The sequence below is a fragment of the Psychromonas arctica DSM 14288 genome, from assembly GCF_000482725.1.
In the GTDB taxonomy this organism is placed as follows: domain Bacteria; phylum Pseudomonadota; class Gammaproteobacteria; order Enterobacterales; family Psychromonadaceae; genus Psychromonas; species Psychromonas arctica.
In genome coordinates, this window is the sequence record NZ_KI519489.1 from 1 (window position 1) to 19,673 (window position 19,673).

At 37.3% G+C, this 19,673-nt stretch carries 20 protein-coding genes and 1 pseudogene; 6 read left to right on the forward strand and 15 right to left on the reverse strand.

Features of this window, described 5'->3' with window-relative positions; genetic code table 11:
• Nucleotides 1-199 precede the first annotated feature (199 nt).
• The gene (locus tag H592_RS0120405) at nt 200-1,462 is read left to right on the forward strand and encodes a NupC/NupG family nucleoside CNT transporter (protein ID WP_028870394.1); all 1,263 of its coding nucleotides are present in this window, start codon (nt 200-202) and stop codon (nt 1,460-1,462) included.
• Nucleotides 1,463-1,547: 85 nt separating this feature from the next.
• Here the strand turns inward: H592_RS0120405 and bepA are convergent, their stop codons facing one another.
• Nucleotides 1,548-2,993: a beta-barrel assembly-enhancing protease gene (bepA, locus tag H592_RS0120410; protein WP_028870395.1), complete on the reverse strand. Its 1,446-nt coding sequence runs from the start codon at nt 2,991-2,993 to the stop codon at nt 1,548-1,550.
• 248 nt (nt 2,994-3,241) lie between these two features.
• Between bepA and H592_RS0120415 the strand changes: the two genes are divergently transcribed.
• The 4 genes from H592_RS0120415 to H592_RS0120430 all read left to right on the forward strand — a co-directional run bounded on the left by H592_RS0120415 (nt 3,242) and on the right by H592_RS0120430 (nt 7,419).
• Nucleotides 3,242-3,448 (forward strand): sulfurtransferase TusA family protein, encoded by a 207-nt coding sequence (locus H592_RS0120415; protein ID WP_028870396.1) that lies wholly within the window; start codon nt 3,242-3,244, stop codon nt 3,446-3,448.
• A gap of 132 nt (nt 3,449-3,580) precedes the next feature.
• Entirely contained in the window at nt 3,581-4,681 is a 1,101-nt protein-coding gene (locus H592_RS23030; protein ID WP_051369295.1) for an AI-2E family transporter, read from the forward strand.
• Nucleotides 4,682-4,799: 118 nt separating this feature from the next.
• Nucleotides 4,800-5,264: a thioredoxin-dependent thiol peroxidase gene (gene bcp / locus H592_RS0120425; RefSeq protein WP_028870397.1), complete on the forward strand. Its 465-nt coding sequence runs from the start codon at nt 4,800-4,802 to the stop codon at nt 5,262-5,264.
• Between the two features lie 268 nt (nt 5,265-5,532).
• Nucleotides 5,533-7,419 carry a methyl-accepting chemotaxis protein gene (locus tag H592_RS0120430; protein WP_028870398.1) on the forward strand — a complete coding sequence of 629 codons (1,887 nt, stop codon included), beginning with the start codon at nt 5,533-5,535 and terminating at the stop codon, nt 7,417-7,419.
• A 241-nt stretch (nt 7,420-7,660) separates the two neighbouring features.
• Here the strand turns inward: H592_RS0120430 and uspE are convergent, their stop codons facing one another.
• The 10 genes from uspE to ccoN all read right to left on the reverse strand — a co-directional run bounded on the left by uspE (nt 7,661) and on the right by ccoN (nt 16,815).
• Complete coding sequence (uspE, locus tag H592_RS0120435) at nt 7,661-8,599, reverse strand: universal stress protein UspE (protein WP_028870399.1); 939 nt, start codon at nt 8,597-8,599, stop codon at nt 7,661-7,663.
• A gap of 144 nt (nt 8,600-8,743) precedes the next feature.
• A complete protein-coding gene (locus H592_RS0120440) occupies nt 8,744-9,475 on the reverse strand; it encodes an FNR family transcription factor (RefSeq protein WP_028870400.1) in 732 nt (243 codons plus the stop codon).
• A gap of 140 nt (nt 9,476-9,615) precedes the next feature.
• On the reverse strand, nt 9,616-10,293 hold the full coding sequence (locus tag H592_RS0120445) for a sulfite exporter TauE/SafE family protein (protein WP_028870401.1): 678 nt from the start codon (nt 10,291-10,293) through the stop codon (nt 9,616-9,618).
• Nucleotides 10,283-10,534 (reverse strand): cbb3-type cytochrome oxidase assembly protein CcoS, encoded by a 252-nt coding sequence (gene ccoS, locus H592_RS23035; protein WP_037072424.1) that lies wholly within the window; start codon nt 10,532-10,534, stop codon nt 10,283-10,285. Before ccoS ends, H592_RS0120445 begins: the two co-directional genes overlap by 11 nt.
• Nucleotides 10,531-12,957, reverse strand: coding sequence for a heavy metal translocating P-type ATPase (locus tag H592_RS0120455; RefSeq protein WP_028870402.1), 2,427 nt, complete (start codon nt 12,955-12,957; stop codon nt 10,531-10,533). The genes ccoS and H592_RS0120455 overlap by 4 nt, the downstream gene beginning before the upstream one ends.
• A 1-nt stretch (nt 12,958) precedes the next feature.
• Complete coding sequence (locus tag H592_RS0120460; protein WP_028870403.1) at nt 12,959-13,435, reverse strand: FixH family protein; 477 nt, start codon at nt 13,433-13,435, stop codon at nt 12,959-12,961.
• A 141-nt stretch (nt 13,436-13,576) separates the two neighbouring features.
• A complete protein-coding gene (gene ccoP, locus H592_RS0120465; RefSeq protein ID WP_028870404.1) occupies nt 13,577-14,533 on the reverse strand; it encodes a cytochrome-c oxidase, cbb3-type subunit III in 957 nt (318 codons plus the stop codon).
• Complete coding sequence (locus tag H592_RS0120470; protein WP_028870405.1) at nt 14,533-14,724, reverse strand: cbb3-type cytochrome oxidase subunit 3; 192 nt, start codon at nt 14,722-14,724, stop codon at nt 14,533-14,535. The genes ccoP and H592_RS0120470 overlap by 1 nt, the downstream gene beginning before the upstream one ends.
• Nucleotides 14,725-14,769: 45 nt before the next feature.
• A complete protein-coding gene (ccoO, locus tag H592_RS0120475; protein WP_028870406.1) occupies nt 14,770-15,372 on the reverse strand; it encodes a cytochrome-c oxidase, cbb3-type subunit II in 603 nt (200 codons plus the stop codon).
• A 12-nt stretch (nt 15,373-15,384) separates the two neighbouring features.
• Complete coding sequence (gene ccoN, locus H592_RS0120480; RefSeq protein WP_028870407.1) at nt 15,385-16,815, reverse strand: cytochrome-c oxidase, cbb3-type subunit I; 1,431 nt, start codon at nt 16,813-16,815, stop codon at nt 15,385-15,387.
• 220 nt (nt 16,816-17,035) lie between these two features.
• On the opposite strand from ccoN, the gene H592_RS0120485 reads away from it, so the two are divergent.
• On the forward strand, nt 17,036-17,527 hold the full coding sequence (locus H592_RS0120485) for a hypothetical protein (protein WP_028870408.1): 492 nt from the start codon (nt 17,036-17,038) through the stop codon (nt 17,525-17,527).
• Between the two features lie 219 nt (nt 17,528-17,746).
• On the opposite strand, the gene H592_RS24730 is transcribed toward H592_RS0120485, so the two are convergent.
• The 4 genes and pseudogenes from H592_RS24730 to H592_RS23050 all read right to left on the reverse strand — a co-directional run.
• A complete protein-coding gene (locus H592_RS24730) occupies nt 17,747-18,025 on the reverse strand; it encodes a DoxX family protein (RefSeq protein WP_245600462.1) in 279 nt (92 codons plus the stop codon).
• Nucleotides 18,026-18,190: 165 nt separating this feature from the next.
• A complete protein-coding gene (locus H592_RS0120495) occupies nt 18,191-18,994 on the reverse strand; it encodes an HvfC/BufC N-terminal domain-containing protein (RefSeq protein ID WP_051369296.1) in 804 nt (267 codons plus the stop codon).
• Nucleotides 18,987-19,370 (reverse strand): annotated as a pseudogene (locus H592_RS23790) (multinuclear nonheme iron-dependent oxidase); the annotation flags it as partial. The gene H592_RS0120495 and the pseudogene H592_RS23790, both read right to left, overlap by 8 nt.
• Before the next feature lie 32 nt (nt 19,371-19,402).
• Nucleotides 19,403-19,673: transposase (locus tag H592_RS23050; RefSeq protein WP_037072427.1), on the reverse strand; the 271-nt coding region annotated here is incomplete at its 5' end.

Sequence of the window (19,673 nt, forward strand, 5' to 3'; positions counted from 1 at the left end):
ATATAGAGAATGTAAATACAGGTTGGCTTGCTCCATCAGCGTTTATGAAAAGCGGATGATGGAATAAAAGAATACAGGAGCCGTATACGAGGCCCGTACGTACGGTTCTGTGAGAGGGATGAGGCAAAAGCCTCACCCTACTCGATATATCGATTTTTATGACTTTTCTGCCTCATGTAAGAGAGTAATGGATAAATTTATGGAAATACTGTTTGGATTTGTTGGCCTATTTTGTTTGATAGCGATTGCCGTGATATTTTCAAGTGATCGCCATGCTATCAACTTTAGAACAGTGAGTGGGGCATTCATATTACAAGCATGTATTCCAGCATTAGTGATCTTCACGCCATGGGGGGGTAGTTTTTTACAGGCGATGTCGGCAGCGGTTCAAGGTGTTATTGATAGTGCTAATGCTGGAGTTAGCTTTTTATTTGGTGGTTTAGTATCGGGCAAAATGTTTGAAATATTTGGTGATGGCGGTTTTGTCTTTGCCTTTAGAGTCTTGCCTATTATCATTTTCTTCGCCTCCCTGATGGCGGTGCTTTATTACCTCGGCATTATGCAAGTAATTATTAAAATTTTCGGTGGTTTTTTGCAAAAGGTCTTAGGCACCAGTCGCAGTGAATCAATGTCTGCTGCCGCTAATGTTTTTGTTGGGCAAACGGAAGCCCCATTGGTTGTTAAACCTTATATTAAAAATATGACTCGCTCTGAACTGTTTGCTGTTATGTGTGGTGGACTAGCATCTGTAGCGGGATCTGTATTGGTCGGGTACGCATCGCTAGGAGTGAGTTTAGATTATCTTATTGCAGCTTCATTTATGGCTGCGCCTGGTGGTTTATTAATGGCAAAACTACTTGAGCCAGAAACACAAAAACCTGAAATTGATTTTGATGAAGTTGAGTTACAAGATAAAGATAACCTTACTCAACCTGTAAATGTAATTGATGCTGCTGCAAGTGGTGCTGCTTCAGGTCTTAAGCTTGCTCTCAATGTCGGGGCGATGCTGATCGCTTTTATTGCACTGATTGCATTAATTAACGATATTTTGGCTGCTGTTGGCGGTGTGGTTGGTATACAAGCATTATCCCTGGAATCTATTTTAGGTTACTTGTTTGCTCCAATCGCTATTATATTGGGGATCCCATGGTTTGAAGCACTAGAGGCAGGAAGTTTATTGGGGCAAAAATTAGTCGTTAATGAGTTTGTTGCTTATATAGAATTTATTAATGTGCGAGATATACTCAGCGAACATACACAGGTTATTTTAACCGTTGCATTATGTGGCTTTGCTAATTTATCATCAATGGCCATATTGTTAGGTGGCTTAGGTGTTATTGCACCTAGCCGTCGTGCTGATATTGCGCGTTTAGGTGTAAAGGCAATATTGGCCGGTACGTTATCTAATTTTATGAGTGCGACAATGGTAGGTATTTTCTTTGCGTTGAGTGTTATCTGGTAGCGGCGAACAGAGCCGCTACTCGTGATCATAAATAATTAACTTCACTTCTTCTTATTTGAATCTAAGATTTGATAAAGTTGAGCTGCTACTGCTGTAGTTCCTGTAATCGAATATCATCACGTCTAAACTCTTCAATTTTGGCACTAAAACGTGCTTGATCCAACTTGTTATCCGCATAAGCTAATGCACTACCCATTTGCTGAGATGCCTCTCTAAAACGGCCTAATAACGCGAGATATTCTGCTCGCATTGCATGCTCTTTTGATTTATTTAGCATTTTTTTGTAAAGAGTAATGGCTATCTTATGAGCGAGAACATGCTTAGGATGAGAACGCACAAAGAACTCTAATTTTTTTTCAGCTAATACATATTGTTGATCTTGCTGCAAAGCAATGACTAAATTGAGCAGAATAACTTCATTACCGGACAAATTATTATCGTATGACATCAATAATTGTATTGCGTCTTTTTCTTTATTGGTGGCCAAGGCAATATCTGCAGCTAAATCAATATAAAATAGATTATTAATATCATCATTTAACAATTTCTGATTAATTTCCTGTGCTTTGTCATAATCTTTGTTTTTAAAATAAGCCAGTGCTAAACCATATTCTGCAGCCTGTTTAAGTTGATACTTGTAGTTTTGTAGCTCACCTTGGTATTTGTTAATTAAAGCCGGCGCAGTCAAACGATAATACCGGACAAAGATACGTGCCTTACTTAGCTGGTAATTTAAGCTGTTGTTGATATTTGCTTTTTTTAATTGGCTCGCACGTAAACGTGCTTCGGACAAGCGAGCTTCAGGTAAAGGGTGAGTTGATAGCATTTGTGGAGGTAGGCTTGCATATTTATACTTTTCGGCCAATTTACCAAAAAAATCAGCCATTCCATAGGGGTCGTAACCGGCTGCAGCGAGGGTTTGAATACCGATTCGGTCTGCTTCAAACTCATTTTGACGAGTGTAGTTAATTTGACTTTGCATGTTGATAGCCATTGTCGATGTTAATGCTGCCATGCCAGCCGCGGGAGAGACTAAAGCGAGTAAAATTGAGCCTGCCATGGCTGCCATGGAAGCGGGATTACTAATTGATTGTTGCTCTAACATTCGTGCTAAATGGCGTTGTGTAATATGTGCGACTTCATGCGCAATAACGCTGGCGAGTTCACTTTCCGTTGCTGCATATAGAAATAGGCCTGTATTAATTTTTACATTTCCGCCTAAAAAAGCGGCTGCGTTAATTTCATCATCCTCGACTAGAAAAAATTTAAAAGGGAGTTTTACTGAATCTGCGTTGGCCACAATATTTTGACCAAGTGTTGCAATATAATTATTTAAAACTGGATCATCAATAATCGGTAATGATTGGTTTGCCATCATATTAAAAGCCCAACCATACTGTTTTTCTTTTTCGATAGTGAGCACACCTGAACCGACCGTTCCTATTTCAGGGAGATCATTGCTGGCTAGGCTATTAGGAGACAGGAATAAAAGAAAAAAATACACCGCAAATAGTTTTAATTTGTAAAGCATTCTTAACTCCAGTTTATTTTATTTATTTAAAAAGTTATTTAAATTAGCCTATTACAACATTTTGACATCAAAGATGTTAATACCATCATATCATCCAACTCGATTAATAGGTGCCTTATAGATTAAAAAAGAGGACTCTCATTATTATGCACACAGCCTCATTTTGTTTTTATCTGATTATTTATTGGCAACTATTTAAATAAACAAAATGCTACAATTAATGTTTTATAGCGTTATAAGTTACTTCTATGTATTGTTTAGATTTACGTAATATACGTTGCCCATTAGCATTAGTTTTATTAAAGCAAACTTTAATTAAGACTGAACATTCAGCGGGCGTTAAAATTCTTTTTTCTAGCCAAGCTGCAATGCATGATATTCAATTATATTTGGATAAAAAAAACTATTGCTATAGCTGCGATCAAACGACATTATTAGTCACGTTGAGTGATTAATTGTACTTGCACATGTTAGATAACTTGTCGCTAGTTCTAAATTCAGCGATTAACGTCACTTTTAAAGCGCATCATCAGTGTCTATTACTCTGTAAAAGGACACCTTGTAATTAATATAAGGATCAATATTGAATGTTTATGCAACTATTTCAATGGTATAAGACACGTTTCTCTGACCCCAATTTAAGTGTTTTGTTCCTTCTATTACTGTTTTCTTTTATCGTTATCTATCTTTTTGGAAATATACTGACTCCTCTGTTTGTAGCGATCGTATTGGCTTATTTACTAGATTGGCCGGTAACTCATTTAATGCGTTTTAAAATCAACAGAACATTAGCGACCTTGATAGTGATGGCGTTATTTATCTCAGTTGCTATGTTTGCTTTTTTGGGGGTATTACCGACTATATTCAAACAAGGTGCCGCCTTTATTCGTGATTTGCCGACCATGTTAAATCAGGGGCAGGCTTATATTTTAACGTTGCCAACGCAATATCCAGAGGCTATTGATCCGGTCACTATTACGCATATTATTGGCACTATAAAAAGTTATTTATTAGAACGTGGTGGTTTTCTCCTGTCCCAATCATTTGCCTCTTTGTTAGATATTGCAGCACTGTTAGTTTATGCCATATTAGTACCATTAATGATGCTATTTATGCTTAAGGATAAAAACCAGTTAATTAAAAGTAGCACTCGTTTCTTGCCTAAAAATCGTAAATTAGCCGCACAAGTCTGGTCGGAAATGAATGGTCAAATAATGAATTATATCCGCGGTAAAATAACCGAGATCTTGATTGTTGGGGTCGCGACTTATTTTACTTTTTTTATTATGGATCTAAGATACTCCGCTTTGTTAGCATTATTGGTCGGGCTTTCGGTGCTCATTCCTTATATTGGGGCGGCAGCGGTTACAGTACCTGTTGCTGTGGTGGCTCTATTTCAATGGGGGATCTCTCCTGAATTTGCTTATTTGATGATAGCCTATGGCATTATTCAAGCACTTGATGGTAATTTAATTGTACCGATTTTATTCTCTGAGGCAGTTAATTTACACCCTGTTGTGATCATTATCTCTGTACTTATTTTTGGTGGGTTATGGGGGTTTTGGGGGGTGTTTTTTGCGATTCCTTTAGCCACATTAGTTAAAGCGGTTTTAAATGCATGGCCGAACACGCAAGCTGAAATAGAAGAAGGTTTATCACTTGAGTCATCATCAACAATTATTAAATAAAAGTTAAAGAATATGAATGACTTGCCGCTAAGCTAGTGCTGGCAAAAATGTTTGTTATTTAAATACATAGAAATAAATAAAAAATCATAATTAATCATTAGTTTACAAGGAAAATTGTATGTTAGAAGTCGGTAGCAACGCGCCAAATTTTTCATTACCAGATCAGAATAATTCAATTGTTAATTTAAGTGATTACCTTGGTAAAAAAGTCTTAGTTTATTTTTATCCTAGAGCATCAACTCCTGGCTGTACGACACAAGCTTGTGCATTAAGAGACAGTAAAGATGAACTAACGGATTTAAATGTTGTGGTATTAGGTATTAGCCCTGATACGCCGAAAAAATTAACTAACTTCATTAATAAACAAGCGTTAAACTTTACGTTACTTGGCGATGAAGATCATAGCACCTGTGAAGACTATGGTGTTTGGCAGTTGAAGAAGTTTATGGGGAGAGAGAATATGGGGGTAGTGAGAACATCATTTTTAATCGACGAACAGGGAAACCTTGAGCATATCTTCAACAAGTTTAAAACTAAAGACCATCATGAAGTTGTACTCAACTATTTAAATTCAAAAGCATAAGTCAATTACTTAAATTAAAAATAATAAGTAAGCAACCTGTCATTATTTGAGTTGCGGCTTTAAGTAGCTGTGCAAATAAATAGCTAAACAGTGGCTTAAACAATTATCTCAACACTAAAGCCATAAATAATTATTTATGGCTTTAGTGTTATTAGTAGGAGGCGTATTTACTGGTTTATTCTAATCTGCAAAACATCTAAAAAACTATTCAATCCATAAAATTATAATTATATGAAGAGTCATTCGTAAAACTCTTCAGGGAAAAAGTATGACTGTAAAAGCTAAAATGTTGTTGTTAATAGGGTTGCTATTTGCAACTTCAATATTATTGGTATCGGGGGTTGGTTTTAATAATTTTAAATCATCTTCTACGGAAAATTATATTGCTAAGCTCGATAATCAATCGTTTTTAATTTCTAAAGCCGTCGAACAAAAAATGGAGCGTTATTTTGATGTGCTTAATTTAATCGCGAATGATATTGAAATTGATGAAACAGGGTTACTCGATATAGATAAGACAGTTTCAACGTTACATCTGATGAAAAAGAATCTAGGAGTGCTTGAAGCTTACGTTGCGACTAAGGATGCAAAAACTTATTCCGATGCAGCCGATGGCTTGATTGAAGGGTTTAACGCAAAAGAACAAAAGCGAGAATGGTATCTTCGTGCATTTAATGGCGAAGAAAAAATTATTACTACACCTTATATGAGTAATTTTGGCGGTGCTGTGATGGCATTAGTGGTACCGGTTAAGCGTAATGGAAAAATAATAGGGGCATTATGCGTTGATATTGGTATTAATCAGGTTACCGATTTTATTAAAAAATTAACGCCTGAGAATAATATTTTTGTTAGTCGTGAAGATGGTTACTTATTGGCGGCAAAAGATAATGATCTAATTGGAAAAAATATATATCAGATTCGTCCTTCTTATCAAGAATTTAAAAATGACCATACAAGTCACCATGATTATAGTTTTGAAGGGGTTGAGTATGATGTAGCTGCGACACGTATTGAAGGTATGAATTGGACTGTTTGGGCATGGAGTACTTGGACTAATATCGATAAAGCATCGAATGATAATCTTGCAACTAGTTTATGGATGGCATTAACATTTATCGTTATTTCTTTGTATAGCATTTATCTTATTATTATTAAGTTAATGTATCGTCCTATTGGTGGAGAACCAGCTGATATTGAAGCGATTGTGCAAAAAATAGCGAGTGGTGATTTAAAATCAATTGCCCCCGCTAACGGCCAAGAAACAGGTGTATATAAAGCCGTATTAACCATGGTAAGTAGCCTGAAGGGAATTATTGAAAATATTAATAGCTCATCAGGACAGCTTAATAACGTGTCGACTATGATGTCAGAGTCGGCATCAAGTGTTAATAGCAGTTCAGAGTCGCAGATGGTGCAATTAGAGCAAACCTCTACGGCGATGAATGAAATGACGGTTACAGTTGATGAAGTTGCACGTAACGCTTTGCAAGCCTCTTCAGCTGCTGATGAAGCAAATCATCAATCGACCCAAGGCATGAGTGTTGTGCTTGATATGAATACTAATATTTCGACCTTAGTTAGTGGCATTACCAGTGTGCAGCAGGTAATGGGAAAATTAGAAGGTGAAATTGATGATATTGGCAGTATTATTGAAGTCATACGTAGCATTTCAGATCAAACTAACTTATTAGCGCTAAATGCAGCCATTGAAGCGGCACGAGCAGGTGAACATGGACGAGGATTTGCGGTTGTAGCTGACGAGGTTAGAAGCCTCGCTAATAGAACACAGGAAAGCACGGCAGAAATTCAAGCGATGATCAGCAGTTTACAAACTGAGTCTAAAAACTCAGTTGAGTTGATGCAAGTGAATGTAAATAATGCGCAGATGACCGCTGAGAAATCACAACAAGCGAATAATGCTTTAGAGCAAATACGCCAAGCTATTTCAGTGATTCAAGATATGAATAATCAAATTGCCACTTCTGCAGAAGAACAAACCTTGGTAGCTGGCGACATAAATGAGAGTATCGTTGAAATAAATGATATTGCTAAAGTCACTTTTGAAGGTTCTGCGAATAATAGTAAAAGAGCTGAAGAGTTATCAACTATTGCTACGGTATTGAGCAAATCAGTTGAAGTATTTAAAATCTAGGTAATCCTATTTAGCGTAGAAGCTCCTAGCAAAAGGAAAGCCCAACAAGTGAAAGTTTGTTGGGCTTTATATTTGTGACTTATTTACAGTTAGCTTTTAATTTAATTAGTTGTTCAAATACTAATGACATTTATCTACGAATGACCAACTAAACACAGCCTTAAACTACTAATTATGACCTTCAATGACTACTCTTTATCGCAGTTGATAGTGTGATCTCAGCTTAAAATGCTAGTCATACTTATTCAAGTTTAATTGGACTAACAAAGCCTTTTGGTTTAAGTGCTAGTAAGTCACAATCTAATTTATCAATGACTTGTTCTGCGGTATTGCCGAGTAATGTTAACCCTAAACCTGAGCGGCCCACTGTACCTAAAATAACTAATTCCGCTTTAATATCACAGGCAACAGAGCTGATCACATCTTCTGGTAACCCTTGATGTAAGTGAATATTTTTCTCATCGATATGATATTTATGTGCATAATCACTTAAGGTTTGTTGATGGAATTTTTTTAATCCATCTTCATAATGAATGGGGTCAAACTCTGGTAACTCCATCATGATGTTCATTGGGGGGCTTGGGTAAGCATTGACCACATGAATATTTGAACTGATCATTGCTGCAATGTCATTCGCTTCACTAAGAATGGTCTCATTGAGATCATGATGTTCAGTATCTTGAATACTTTTACAGTCAACTGCACATAAAATATTGCTGTTTTCAGGCCATGATTTTGCTTTTACTAATAAAAGAGGAATAGGACACTTACGTAATAAGTTCCAATCCGTCGGAGTGAACAATATTGCACTAAGGCGAGAATGAGGATGTGTTGACTTTATTAATAAATCGTAATTCTCTTTTAATATTGATTGAATCGCCGCTTGAAAAGGCCGGTTATGCCAATGTACTTGGCAAGCAATTGTTAACCCTTGTTCTCGGTATGGGGCTGCCAAGGTTTCTAGCCATTCTCTATTATCACGTATTACAAGAGATTGCATTGCATGGCGTTCTTCCATGGAGCTTAAAGAGGTCATTTCATAGGTAAGGTCATAACAACAAAGAAATAATGTTATTTTGGCATGTTGTTCTTTTTGGGCAATTTCTACGGCACGTTGTAATGCGGGTTGTTGTTCTTGAGTAGGATCTATATAAACTAAAATATTACGGTATTTAAGCATGTTAGCCTCCAAATTTTAATAAATCACTTAACTATAATTTAGAACAAATGGAGGCAAACAGATAGTGATATTAGCCAGAAAATGCAAATTAAATCAGTATCTGGCCATTTAAAAGTAGAAGAGTGCTTTGATGTTAAATATTTGTTACTGGCCTGCTAATTCTGCGAGTTGTGGTTCATCTAATACGGTGATGTATTTACCTTTAACTGCAATCATACCATTTTTTTGGAAACGACCTAATAAACGACTGATAGTTTCAACAGTCAGGCCTAAGTAGTTACCAATATCACCACGTGTCATTGATAACCTAAATTCTCTTGGTGAGAAACCACGGGCAGCATAACGCACTGATAGGTTGTGAATAAATGACGCTAATCGTTCTTCTGCATTTTTCTTTGAAAGTAGTAAAATCATGTTTTGATCGCCAACAATTTCAGAGCTCATTAAACGTAAAATTTGTTGCCTCAACTTAGGCATTGATGTTGATAACTCATCTAATGTGTCGTAAGGAATTTCGCATATCATTGCCGTTTCAAGTGCCTGTGCAAAGCTGGGATGGCTACCTGAACTAATACCGTCAAAACCTACTAAATCGCCCGCTAAGTGGAAAGCTGTAATTTGCTCATCACCTTGCTCAGTAATCGTATAAGACTTTAAAGTACCTGAGCGAATTGCATATAAACACTTCATGTCTTCGCCAGCTTTGAATATTTCTTGGCCTTTTTGAATCGGTTTTTTGCGTTCTATAATGTCATCTAAACGGTCTAATTCAGATTCATTAAGGGAGTAGGGAATGCATAGTTGGCTAATACTACAATCTTGACAATGTATTGCGCAACCACCGGCTTGTACTCGACCTGAATTGTTTTTTTCCATATTCCGCTCTTAAAATTGTTGATTTGAATCAATTGTAGCATCTTATATAACATTTTATAAAGTGACTTTGAATGTGTAAAGCTATATAAACTATGGTCTTCATTGAGCCTGTGATGGATATCCACCTAATTATTTAGGTATTAGCTCAATTGTTTGAAAGCAATATACAGTGTTTGCAAGGCAAATAGGGCAAGTATAAGGCCGCTGCTATACCTAAACCATTGCTTGTTGAGGATTGTTTTCAATCGATGACTTAGTGTGCCAACTAACATCATGGCGGGTAAAGTACCAAGACCAAAACCAAGCATTATTAATAAGCCATTAACAGCATCTGCTGTGCTTATTGCCCAGACTAAAGTAGAGTAAACCAAACCGCAAGGCAGCCACCCCCAAAAAAAACCTAATGGGAATGCTAAAATAGGGTGCTTAAGGGGTAAAAAATACTGTGCTAATGGTTTGATGAAGCGCCATATAAATTGACCTGCTCGTTCTACAATTAACAACCCATTCCATAAACGAGCAATATAAAATGCCAGTAATAACATCATTATCGCAGCGAAGATGCGAAGGTAAATAAGTGATTCTTTCCCTCCCATCCAAATGATTAATACGCTGCTACTTGCGGCAAAGATAAAACCAGCGAGGGAATAGCTACTAATACGCCCTAGGTTATACAAGAGTAACGATAACAATCCATTTTTTTGTGTGGGACTGATTGAAAAGCTTAGTGCGCTAGCAATACCTGAACACATGCCGATACAGTGTCCAGCTCCTAAAATTCCAATTAAGAAGGCACTGAAAAAGTCATTAATGAGCATCGGAAGATTTACCGCTATTTTTCTTCGCTGTGCTCATTGGCGTGCTGTTTTCACTATTTTCTTTATCATTAAGATCTGATTGTGACGTTTTACTGTGGGTCATATCCTCATCAAAAAGAATGTTCACACCTTCCCTATCTAAATCATCATATTGATTAGATTTTACAGCCCAAAAAAAGACCAGCACTGCGATTGCAACAAAGATCATGGCAATTGGTATCAATACGTAAATTATACTCATTTTAGTAACCTTAAGGAGTTGCTCACTACAATTAGAGAGCTAAAGGACATACCTAGCACTGCGACATAGGGAGGAACTAACCCAATTATGGCAAGTGGTACAATAATGATATTGTAGCCGATTGCCCAGCCGAGATTTTCTTTAATGATTGTTGTCGTTTGTTTGGCACTGGTCGTTAATAAGCTTATTTTCTGTAAATCTGAACCGAGTAGGATCACGTCTGCGCTATTTTTTGCAATATCTGTTCCACTGGCAAGCGCTACTGAAACGTGAGCACCTGCTAATACCGGAGCATCATTGATTCCATCGCCAATCATCATCACTGGTTGTGATTGTTGTAATGTTTGAATATAAGCTAATTTTTGTTGTGGGCTGACACCTTTAACAACATGTTCAATATTTAATTGCTTAGCCACTTCTTCGCTTTTGTTAGAAATATCACCGGTTAGCATGGTGACATCTAAATGCTTTTGATGGCAAAAGTTAATTAACTCCGTAGCAGAATCACGTAATTGATCTCCTAGCTCAAATATCGCTGCTAATTGGTCATCAATAGTTAGATAAATCAATAACTCTTGGCTTGATAATGCATGTTCTATTTTACAAAACTTAGCATGACCTAACTTAATATTATGCTCTTCTTTTAGGTGACACCAAATTGCTTGCATACCTTGGCTTGGCATATTTTTAATGTTTTTGAGCGTAAATTTCTGACTTTGTAACTGTGTAAAAGCAATCGCAATGGGGTGCTCAGAATTAGCTTCTAAATTAGCAGCCAAATCGATACATAATTGTTGCTGATTGGTCGATGCGGGGAAACTGTTATGATTTAGAATATGGGTATTTAATAGTTTAAAGTTACCCTGCGTTAATGTCCCCGTTTTATCAAACACAACATGTTTAATATTATTCACCGTTTCTAACACATGATGTTGTTTGATGAGAATGCCATGTTTGTTTAATTGAGCTGTCGCACAAGTTAGTGCTGTGGGGGTGGCGAGTGATAATGCACAGGGGCAGGTTGCTACTAAGACTGATAAGGTGATCCAAAAAGCTTGCTCTGCGTCAACGATACTCCAGCCAATATAAGTAAGTGTTGCGGTCACCAACAATGCACCAACAAAATAACGAGACACAGTATCTGCCATTACTTCAATACGTGGTTTACACAATTGTGCACTATTTTGTAATGCTATGATGTCAGAAATGAGTGTGTTACTACCGACTTTAATTACTTCAATGGTTAGAATGCCGTTGATATTAACCGTCCCAGCATAAACATTATCCTGGGGCTTTTTAAATACAGGTAAATGTTCACCAGTTAACATGGATTCTTCTATATTACTTTGGCCATCAATAATTTTTCCGTCAATAGCAATCGTCTCTCCTGGCTTAACTAATATGTGTTGCCCTGGTTGTAACGTTTTCGCGGGTATTAATTGCTGTATCGTCACGTCATTATTTGTTTCTAATAATGTCGCCATTGCGGGTAACAAACGTAACAAGTTACTGCTGGTTTCTGATGCTTTACGACGCGCCCTTAATTCTAGTAGTCGACCCAATAAGAGTAAAAAAGTAAACATCGAAACAGATTCAAAATAAACTTCGCCATGGCCCATAATAGTGGCATAACCAGACGCGCTATAAGCACCTAATAATGCGATTGAAATAGGAATATCCATGCCCAATGTTTTATTACGAATATTACGCCATGCATTGGCGTAGAAAGGTTGAGCGCTATACAATAAGACCGGTGTTGCTAGAATAAAACTTACCCACCTAAAATAGTGAATAAATTCTTCTTCCATACCGGAAAAAAAGTCCGCATATAAAGCAATCGCAAACATCATCACTTGCATGGTCGCTAAACCCGCAAGTCCTAAGCGACGTAAATAAGACTTCACTTGTTGTGTATAAAAAAGCTCTTGTTGATTGACTTGGAAAGGGTACGCTTTATAACCAATTTTTTGGATTTGTTGTAAAATTTTGCTTAAAACAAGTTGGTCATTATCCCAGCGAATAACAGCTCGATTTAAGGTGGTATTAACATTAACAAAAGCTAGCCCAGGTAAAAAACGAAGTTGTTTTTCAATTAACCAAGCACAGGCCGCACAACTGATACCTTCTATGGTTAAGGTTATTTCAGTCGTTGAGCCCATTGATTTTGTAAAGTCTGATTGAATTTGTTCAATATCATAATGTTCGAGCTGTTGTAGCTCTTCAGGGATCAGGGCTTCTCCTTTACTTGCCACTTCTGTCCTGTGCTCATAATAAGAACTCAACCCACTGTCAACAATGGTTTGTGCGATCGCTTCACAGCCGGGACAGCACATTTTTTGTTGTACGCCGTTAATGGTTACCTTAAAAGGCGTATTGTTTGGGTTAGGCTCACCACAGTGAAAGCACTGGCTGACATTTGGCATTTTATAGTGCTATTTTAGCATTTGGAAATTTCACTGACTTTTGCAAGCGCCACTTTTTATCAAAAGGCTCTAAGCGTAGTGTCCACTTACCATCTAAGACTTGGTCTGTTTCAAAATGATAACTACCATCAGCAGCCGCTGTAAGCATGGTTATTTTATCGCGCTTAGCTTGGGTTGAATGGAATAGTGAAAAGCTGATTGATGTATTACTGTCTAAACCAGTTAAGGTAATTAATAGTCCATCTTGTTGTTGTTCGACAATAGCAGATATGCCCAACTCCTTGGCTTTTTTAAGTAAACTTAAATCAGCATTGATTGCTTTACCTGTTTTGTAGTAATCATCGACAACCATTTCAGGTTTATTGTCAGAGGCGATCATCAGTGTACTGATCCCAGCAACAACGGCTACCAAGGGTAAAATAATTAAAAACCAAGGCCAAAATTGTTTAAACCAAGATTTTTTTTCTTTTGTTTGCATGGTTGTTCCTGTTATTAAAGAAAAGGAGGAATTGGTGGGCGATAATCTAGCATTTACAGTAAATTTTAGCTATAAAAAAGCCTCGATAACACGAGGCTTTTTATCTTATTAACCAAGTTTATAGGTTAATTTGGTTTCTATTTATTTATTAGATAAAGAGTAAACAAAAGCAGAGATAAGATGTACTTTATCTTCACCTAGTACTTCACCCCATGCAGGCATTACACCATTTCGACCGTTACGAATAGTGTCTTCAACTGCTTTACGTGAACCACCATACAACCAAACTTTATCGGTTAGGTTAGGAGCCCCGAACGCTTGACCACCCGTACCATCTGCACCATGACACGCTGCACAAACAACAAAGCGCTCTTTACCAGCTTGCGCATCAAGGTCATTTACACGGCGACCACTTAGCTGTAATACGTAAGTAGCGACTTCTTTAACGCCATCTTCACCTAAGATATCTTTCCAAGCAACCATCACACCATTACGACCGTGCATTAGAGTTTCTTTGATAGTAAGCGCTTCGCCACCATATAACCAATCATTATCAGTTAGGTTAGGGAAGCCTTTACCACCACGGGCATCTGAACCATGACATTGGGCACAGTTTTGTAAGAATAAACGTTGTCCTACTTTTACTGCTTCAGGATCTTGAGCAATTAATTCAATATCTTTATAAACATCAGCATCGGTATAAACTAACTTTTTAAACACTTCACCGTATTTTATCTCTGCTTCATTCATTTCACGCTGGTACTGTGAATGTGACGTTGCAGCTGCTTTTGCTGATTCTTCTTTTGATTTAACACTTTGTTCAGAACTTGACCAACCTAATAAACCATTCCAGTTAGCGGTATAACTTGGAAAAGCGAATGAATAAATTAGCGCGATAACAATCGTAAACCAAAACAGACCAACCCACCATTTAGGCAGCGGATTATTAAGTTCTTGAATGCCATCAAAGGTATGAGGCATTGGGTCGCCTTCTTTAACGCCAGTATTATTTTTATTCGCTGCTCTCAGAAGAACTGCACAACCGATAATGACAGTTAACGTGATCGCAGAGATCCATATTGTCCAAAAAATGCTCATTATTTTTTAGCTCCTGTATGTTCGCTTGAGGTGCTTTCATACTGTTTTGAGTCCAGATCATCTTCAAAAATAGAATTACCCATCTCTTCGAATGTCTGTTTTTGTTTTTTACTGTATGCCCATAAAATCAACGCAACGAAAATAATAATTAAGAATAATGTATATAGTCCGTTAAATGTTGCAAAATCCATATAGCCTCCAGTAGCCGAAGTGCCTATTGCTAGGCACTATTTTTATTATTTAAATGCATGACCTAGTGATTGTAAGTACGCAATTAATGCCTGCATTTCAGTTTTACCCTCAACAGCAGCTTTCGCACCAGCAATATCATCTTCAGTGTAAGGCACACTAAAGTGGTCTTTAAATATAGACAGTTTTGCGGCGGTATCTTCACCCGTTAACAAATTAGTTGCTAACCATGGGAAGCCAGGCATATTTGATTGTGGTACTACATCTCGAGGATTCAGTAAGTGAACTTCATGCCACGCATCTGAATAACGACCACCAACACGTGCTAAGTCTGGGCCAGTACGTTTAGAACCCCATAAGAATGGATGTTCCCAAACATGTTCGCCAGCCATGCTGTAGTGACCGTAACGTTCAGTCTCAGCACGGAAAGGGCGGATCATTTGGCTATGACACACATGACAGCCTTCACGGATATAAATATCACGACCTTCCATCTCTAAAGCGGTGTAAGGACGTAAAGTATCCACAGGTTCATTGGTTTCTTTTTGGAATATTAACGGTGTAATTTGAGCTAAACCACCAAAGCTAATCGCGATGATGATGAAAATAGCTAATAAACCAACGTTTTTTTCTATAAATTCATGTTTCATTAGTAACTCCCTCTAACCTAGTTCTTGAGGCTTGATAGAGCCTTCTTCAGCAGAAACTGTTTTGTATGTATTGTAAGCCATAATAAACATACCAGTTAAGAAGATCGCACCACCTACAAAGCGGATTGTATAGAACGGGTAGGATTTTTCTAATGATTCTACGAAGGTATAAGTTAATGTACCGTCTTCATTAACTGCACGCCACATTAACCCTTGCATTACACCTGAGATCCACATTGCAACAATGTATAACACTGTACCGATAGTGGCTAACCAGAAATGTAAGTTAACTAGTGCAGTACTATACATACCTTTTTGACCGAATAATCGAGGAACTAAGTGGTAAATTGAACCAATTGACACCATCGCAACCCAGCCAAGTGCGCCTGAATGAACATGACCAACTGTCCAGTCGGTGTAATGTGATAAGGCATTAACCGTTTTAATTGCCATCATTGGGCCTTCAAAGGTAGACATACCATAGAAAGATAATGAAACAACTAAGAAACGTAAAATAGGGTCTGTACGTAGTTTATGCCACGCGCCTGATAGCGTCATAATACCATTGATCATACCACCCCAAGATGGAGCAAATAAGATCAGTGACATGACCATACCTAATGATTGTGCCCAATCTGGTAAAGCAGTGTAATGAAGGTGGTGTGGACCAGCCCAAATATAAACTGCAATCAATGCCCAAAAGTGGATGATCGATAAACGGTATGAATAAACAGGGCGGTTAGCTTGTTTGGGTACGAAGTAATACATCATACCTAAGAAACCTGCCGTTAATAAGAAGCCTACGGCATTATGACCGTACCACCACTGTACCATGGCATCTACTGCGCCTGCATAGACAGAGTATGATTTCATTGACGACATAGAAACAGGAATTGCCATACTATTAACAATATGCAATACCGCAACAGTTAGAATGAATGCACCAAAGAACCAGTTAGCAACGTAAATATGTGAGGTTTTACGTATTGCCATGGTGCCAAAAAATACAGTGGCATACACAACCCAAATAGCTGTGATAAGCAAATCGATCGGCCACTCTAATTCTGCATATTCTTTAGATGTTGTATACCCTAAAGGTAAAGAAATAGCAGCTGATAATATAACTATTTGCCATCCCCAAAATACAATTGAGGCTAACGGACCACCAAACAATCTTGTTTGACAGGTACGTTGTACCACATAAAAAGAAGTTGCCATTAACGCAGACGTACCAAATGCAAAGATAACAGCATTGGTATGAAGGGGACGTAAACGACTATAAGTAAGCCAAGGAGTATCAAAGTTTAAAGCTGGCCATATAAGTTGGGCTGCAATAAGCACCCCGACACTCATGCCCACGATACCCCAGAGAATGGTAGTAAGTGTAAACTGACGAACAACTTTCATGTTGTAATCAGGTTGAATATTGGTTGCGGTTGTCATTGTGTTGATTCCATGCATGTATTTACAATGTACGTTCGTTATGACGTAAAAATAAGTATTCAATATAAATATTTTAAAATATCACTTAAAACATCTATATTTGGCGGGAAGTTTACGCGACAATTAAAAAAATGAACAGATTTGCATTGCTTTAATGTTAATAAAATTACTGGATATGTTAAAAAATGCGCGTTAACCACTATTTTTACAAGGAATTGCAATGTTAACAAAAAGCAGATTGATTCAATTAGTTATTATGCTTAGCTTACTAATTGGTTTATTTATATGGAGGACCATTGAGCTATCGCCTGTTATAGAAAAAACTCAGGAAGAAAGGGGGCAAAGCGATAAGGTTGAAGAGAACTTATGTGATTTCTCCGAGCCCTGTGTTTTTAATTCACTGTGGGGTTCGTTCAGTTTATCTGTTGAGGGAGGGAGGATTGTCCCTGAGCAATGGTTCCATTTAACCCTAGAAAGCAAGGTTGAAAACTGGCAAGTAAGCAGTGCCAAAATAGTAGGCAAAACCATGTTTATGGGCAAAATACCTATCAAATTCTCTGAAGTGGTTAGTAATGCAGGTAAACAACAATCGACGGGAAAAAGCATGTTAGGTGTTTGTACTGAAGACACCATGCTATGGCGACTTGACATAACCGTTGAAATTGATGGTCAGCCGGTTAATTTATATTACGATTTTTTAATTGTAAAATGATTGTATTTATTATGTGAATCGAGGAATGAATCACTTTTAATGAAAAATATTTTCTCGCACTGCTAAAAAGGCCTTGCCAGACAAAATCTCGAACTCTCGAACATCTGGGCAAGGCATCTACACCTATTAATTTGCATTATGTATGTAGCTCTGATTATTAAAATCAGTGTACGTCTAATAATTAAAACAATGGCTTTCGGCCAAAGGGGGATGGCCTTATTAACCACCCACTTTTTTCTTTAATAAATAATCTAATGAAATGTTACCTGCTCCCCACATCACATTCATTAAAATAAGTGCGCCCCAGAATTGATGGTCAAAGAATCCTCCTTCCCAGATCACAGGGTAAGAGACCACTGCCATGATGTTGAATACAAACAAAATAGCGGCCATTGGACGTGTTAACAAACCTAGTACTAAAAATACTGGCAATATTAATTCTGCAGCAGTACCTAGATAAGCGGCTAATTCCCATGGAAGAAAAGGCACTTGGTGCATATTCTTCTTCAAATAAATACAGGGTACTGTCCCAAGTGGTAAACTTTAAATAACCTGATTTGAAAAATACGCTGGCAACCCATAAACGTGCTGCAAGTAATACTAAGGGTTGTATATATTGCAGCAATGCTTGAACGCTTTGCTGATAATAATTAATTAATGTATTCATTGGTTCTCCTTAACTTTAACGATACTAAAATCACTGATTAAATTGGCTGTTATTAAATAACTTAATTGTTCCTGTAAAGTACTTGGCTGTAGTGCTCCTAGTAAGACTTTTTGTTGTAGTTGTTGTATTAATTGCCCTTGCTGCTCGGATAGCTCAGTTACTGTTATAGTAAAGTTAGGTTCTTTCACTAATAATAAGTAACACTGTTGATTTAAGTTTGTTGCTTCAACATTGTTATTAATGATCATTTGATATAACAAGCTAATATTTTGTGAACTCTCAAAAACTAGGCAGTGCGATGGGATTGAAAATTGTAAATATTCAAAGTCATCGGGGTTAATTTGTTGTAGTGATTGCAGCTCAAACTCAATCGGTTGTTGTACTGTTTTTTGGCATTGTTCATATAACCATTCAAATTTTGCCATTTCTGCGATGTAAGGCATGTCTACTAGCTGTGTTAAACTTGATAAGTAAAAGGGAAATTGCTCGCCGTAAACAATGATGTTATTAATTGCCGGTGGTTGCTGTAAAATAAATTGCCTTGCGACACTATCAAAAAAATCTTCACCAACTAACTGCTCGGTATACTTAAACGTGCTTTTTAAACTTTCGGTCACACTCATCACAAAATTATTGCGGTGAATTTGCAGTAGTTGTTGTGCTGTAAACCCCTGTTTTTCTTTAAGCTGCAACGCGATATTTGATTCTTGATACAATAGGCTTTGACTAAATTGTTGTTGCAACTGTCCAAGGCTTAAAGAAGAAGGGGCAAGATTGTGTTGATTAGAAGGTTTAACCATGAGTTACCTCCGTTAAGAATTTTTTGGCTTTATCTCTTTCACCTAACAATACTGAAAGGGCTGGTAATTCAGCATCCCATTCAATTAAAGTGACGGCATTGTTGATTTTATCAATATTCTCAGAATATAAATGCCACACAGGGTCACTGATTAATTTGCTGTGCGTATCAATTAAGATCTCACCTTCTGCAAATTGTTTACATATATGCCCTGCAAGATGAATTTCTTGTACTTTATTAAAGTTAATTTCATTTAAGTACTGTTGTGCTGAAAAATTATTATTGGTTGCGCTGACATAAACATTGTTGATATCAAGTAATAGACCACAACCTGTTTGTTCACTAATTTCATTAAGAAAAGTAGCTTCATTATAATCAGTCTTTTTGGCTCTGTTCCATTACACTGTTGTCACCTATAAGCGGCGAGTAAAATTTGTTGAAAACCATACTTGGCGCTACTTTCTCTAAACCAAGTTAGATAATGCGGTAAATACTTAGTCGCTACCCCTTTCATTTTGCCTACCACCCAACTCTTAAAGTGAGTGATTGCACCATTAACGGTTTGGATGTGGTAAATGTTGTCTATTACTCTATTTTTTCCATTGATTAATCGTTTATGATCACAATTCTTGTGCTCTGCAATATTCACATAAGGCCATGCACCATCACTACAAAGTACG